The organism is Verrucomicrobiia bacterium (genome assembly GCA_035946615.1).
Classification (GTDB): Bacteria; Verrucomicrobiota; Verrucomicrobiia; order Limisphaerales; family UBA8199; genus DASYZB01.
Genome location: DASYZB010000016.1, coordinates 1 through 3,345 on the forward strand (window position 1 = coordinate 1; position 3,345 = coordinate 3,345).

Consider the following 3,345-nt stretch of genomic DNA (forward strand, 5'->3'; position numbering starts at 1 on the left):
CAAGGAGGAAGGCATCGGTTCGAGCGCGACCAGCCTTAAGCTTTGCTTTTCGTGTTGATGAGCATCGTTCATGGTTCAGGACACCCTTCTCTCCCCTTCGTTGCTTTATAGTTCTCTGGACAATAGTACAAAGAAATTGGGAGGCGAATTGGTAACAAGAAAATGCACGGAGCAAAAGAAAGTTTGACAAACTGAGATAGCGTTCGTTCTTTGGAGGGGGGACTGGCCTCGGCTTGTTGAGACAAATTGCTAGGACCGCGGATGGGAGTGGTTAGGAGAAACGCCCAACTTGAGTGCGGCGGCAGCAAGTTTGCGGCGATGCCGGATGACTGCCGGATGAGAGATGTGAAGGGCAGCGGCGATTTCACTTACGCCGAAACCGTCGTACAACAAGCGCGCCACGGCCTGGTCAAGGGGATCGAGGGCCGCCAGAAGGAGTTGAAAGAGGTCGTGGGCGCAGACGTTCTGCAAAACGTCCTCCGGATCCACCAGGCATTCGGCGCAGTCTTCAATGCTCAACTTGAAGGACCTCCGCTTGGGGGAATCGAGGCTGCGGCCAGCCCCGAGCACATCGCGTATATGCCAGAGACAGTTTTCTACGTACCAACTGACTGTTTTATGCGGGTCTTTCACTTGAAGGCGCCAGAGGTGTTCGGCACCGTTCAGTAAAAGCTCCTCCGCGAGATCGCGGTGGGTGGTGATAGCCTGCAGGGCATGGCGGAGGCGGGCGAGGGCGTCGGTTTGTGTATTCAGGCGCTGTTTCATAGGAAATTGATTTGAGTCTCATCCTCTTATACGGAGCGAGGGGTCAAAATCTTTCAAAGACTCGTCAAACTATTTGAAATTTTTTTGGGCGCAGTGTGGGAGGAGTGAGGTTGGCATGGTCCAACTTGCTGGCATCCGAGGGGAAAGCCACTGGGCATTTCCGAGGTTCGTTTAGGGTTTTGCAGGAGTGGCGGATTGGCTCTTTTCGCGCTGAGTGCGTTTCCCTCTTGGCGTTCACAACACCATCCTCCCGGCCTTTTTACTTTTTTATCGACAAGCCCCTGAACATTGCGATACAAGGGACCCGTTCTCACCAATGGCTCATGCTATGGCGCGCCTGGTCGTTAATCCGGGTTCTCCTGCGGCTTGGGAAATCCAACTCAAGCCAGGCGCGAACTTTATCGGGCGCGGTTTCGCAAACGATGTGAAAATCCCCGATGGCTCGGTTTCGGGGTCACATTGCCAAATCGTGCTCAACGATGGCGTGGTCATGATCAAGGATTTGGGCTCGACCAACGGGACGTTTATCAACCGGGCGGCTGTTGTGGAGGCGGTGCTCGAGACCGGGCAGACCATCCATCTGGGGGGCGTCGAGATGCGTTTTTATGGCGATTCTCCTGCCGAGGAACCATTGAATCGGGCGTCGGTTTTGGCGCCAAATCCGGCCAAGCCCCCTGCCCTTCGCGTGGGAGTCGCGCGCCCGCAGGTCATAGACGAGGAGCGGCTGGCGGACCCGCCGCCAGCGGTAGCCCTTGCGCCGCCCCTGATTTCTGAGCCGCCTGTCCCCCCGCCTATGCCCAGCTTTGGGGCGGCGTCTCAGACCTGCAAGTTCCACCCCAAGGCCCCCGCCCGGTTCTACTGTTCGAAATGCCGGCAGGCCTATTGTGAGTTGTGCGTGGCTTTGCGCACGGTCGAGCGAGTGAAGCGGAAGTTCTGCCGGCATTGCGGGGCCGAATGCGCGCCGCTGCAGGTGCGTTTACAGCCAGCCGTCGAGAAGGGCTTCTTCCAGCGTGTGCCTGGGGCATTTGGCTATCCTGTTCGGGGGGGCGGGGTCTTCATCGTGATCATCGCGGTGGCGATCATGGGCTTATTCAAGGCGGGCCAGGCCCTGATGAGCCTGGGCACGATTAGGACCTTTATTATGGGGCTCATCCTCGAGATAGCCACGGGCGGATACCTGTTTGCTTACCTCCAATCCATTCTTCACTCGACGTCGGCTGAGGACCGGGAATTGCCTGAACTGCCCGGCATTGGGAATTTTCTGGAAGACTTGCTGATGCCCTTTCTGAAATTGCTGGGCCTGCTCCTCTTTTGCTTCGGACCGGCCCTGGGGATTTTCATTTGGATAGGGGCTTCGCGTGAATTGTCTTTTATATGGGTGGCAATCGCGGCGATGGTCTTCGGTTATTTGTATTTTCCAATGGCCCTGCTGGCGGTGGCGATACTGGATTCGGTGGCGGCGGCCAACCCGCTGGTAGTCATCCCCTCGATTCTAAAGGCGCCCCTGGAATATATCTGTTCGCTCGTGCTGCTGGGCGTAGCGTTCGCCTTTCAAGGGGCGGGGGCAGCCCTCATTGCCTTGGTGTTCCGCGAGGGTTGGACAACCCATTCGATGGGGCAACTGGTGGCGATGATGGGCTGCATGGCGTTGGTGAGTTTCGCCAGCCTTTACTTGCTGGTGGTTGCCGTCCACGCGTTGGGCCTGATTTATGTTGCAAAAAAGGAGCAACTTGGATGGCACTCGAGGTAGGGCAGGTGGTCCGGATAACCGCACCCGCTTAACGAACCGGCATTCCATCTCGTCTCATGGGCGAGTTTGAGGCAAAAGCCACTCGCAAAAGCCCCAGTGGCGAGTGACATCCAATTTGAGCGATTGTCCGAAGCGCATTATCGTATCAGCGCCTAACAAGAGCATCAGCACCCAATCAAGGGGTCTAAGTCTGGGATGGCCCAGGAAGTAGGTCATCATTCCTCCGGCCAACCACCCAACGAATATCCCCTCTGCAATGAACAGGTTAAACGTGAGCGCGATGGAAGCCTTTGTAATGGAGCCCGGCTCAAAACCCAGAACACTCAAAGGGCGATCCTTAAAGCCGGACCAAAAAAGTCCCAGAAATGGATAAAACGGCAGGAGCGCCAGATAACTGCACCTGTAGTGACGATTCTTCGCCTCATTCAGGTCCCGTTCAGTAGTGTAGGCCTCATCATAGATAATCCCGAAGGGTGCGGCTTCATGAAGTTCCGTCGGCCAAGGCGAGAGCTCGTAAACGACAGGGTGGTTTTTATCGCCCTTACACTTTGAGCGCAAATAATACTTTTGCCCTTGAAAAAATATGGGGACTTTGCAGAACTCGCGGATTGTCCAATCCATGGGCTTCGCGGCACGAATGACAACACGCCCGCCTTCAACGTAAACTTCGTCCGATCCAACGTTCACAAAGTCATGGAGCCTTTAGAAACATAAACCTGACGCCGCTGCGGTGTCGAGTTTTTTTCCGGGCCGGGGGCTGCGGGTGCTTGGTGCTGGGGTGGTTGGGGGGACACCCGGGGCTACACCCGGGGCTGGGGGGCAGGCAGGCG

Annotated in this window: 3 protein-coding genes; 1 reads left to right on the top strand and 2 read right to left on the bottom strand. The window is 56.4% G+C overall.

Features of this window, described 5'->3' with window-relative positions:
* Nucleotides 1-249: 249 nt before the first annotated feature.
* Nucleotides 250-765: a hypothetical protein gene (locus tag VG146_02795; protein HEV2391269.1), complete on the bottom strand. Its 516-nt coding sequence runs from the start codon at nt 763-765 to the stop codon at nt 250-252.
* A 316-nt stretch (nt 766-1,081) separates the two neighbouring features.
* Between VG146_02795 and VG146_02800 the strand changes: the two genes are divergently transcribed.
* A complete protein-coding gene (locus VG146_02800) occupies nt 1,082-2,515 on the top strand; it encodes an FHA domain-containing protein (GenBank protein HEV2391270.1) in 1,434 nt (477 codons plus the stop codon).
* 54 nt (nt 2,516-2,569) lie between these two features.
* Here VG146_02800 and VG146_02805 read toward each other — a convergent pair whose 3' ends face one another.
* Nucleotides 2,570-3,202, bottom strand: a complete 633-nt coding sequence (locus tag VG146_02805; GenBank protein HEV2391271.1) for a hypothetical protein — start codon at nt 3,200-3,202, stop codon at nt 2,570-2,572.
* Between the last annotated feature and the right edge of the window lie 143 nt (nt 3,203-3,345).

Coding starts and splice junctions, on each gene's coding strand:
- VG146_02795 (HEV2391269.1), bottom strand. CDS start 765: ATGAAACAGCGCCTGAATACACAAACCGACGCCCTCGCCCGCCTCCGC.
- VG146_02800 (HEV2391270.1), top strand. CDS start 1,082: ATGGCTCATGCTATGGCGCGCCTGGTCGTTAATCCGGGTTCTCCTGCG.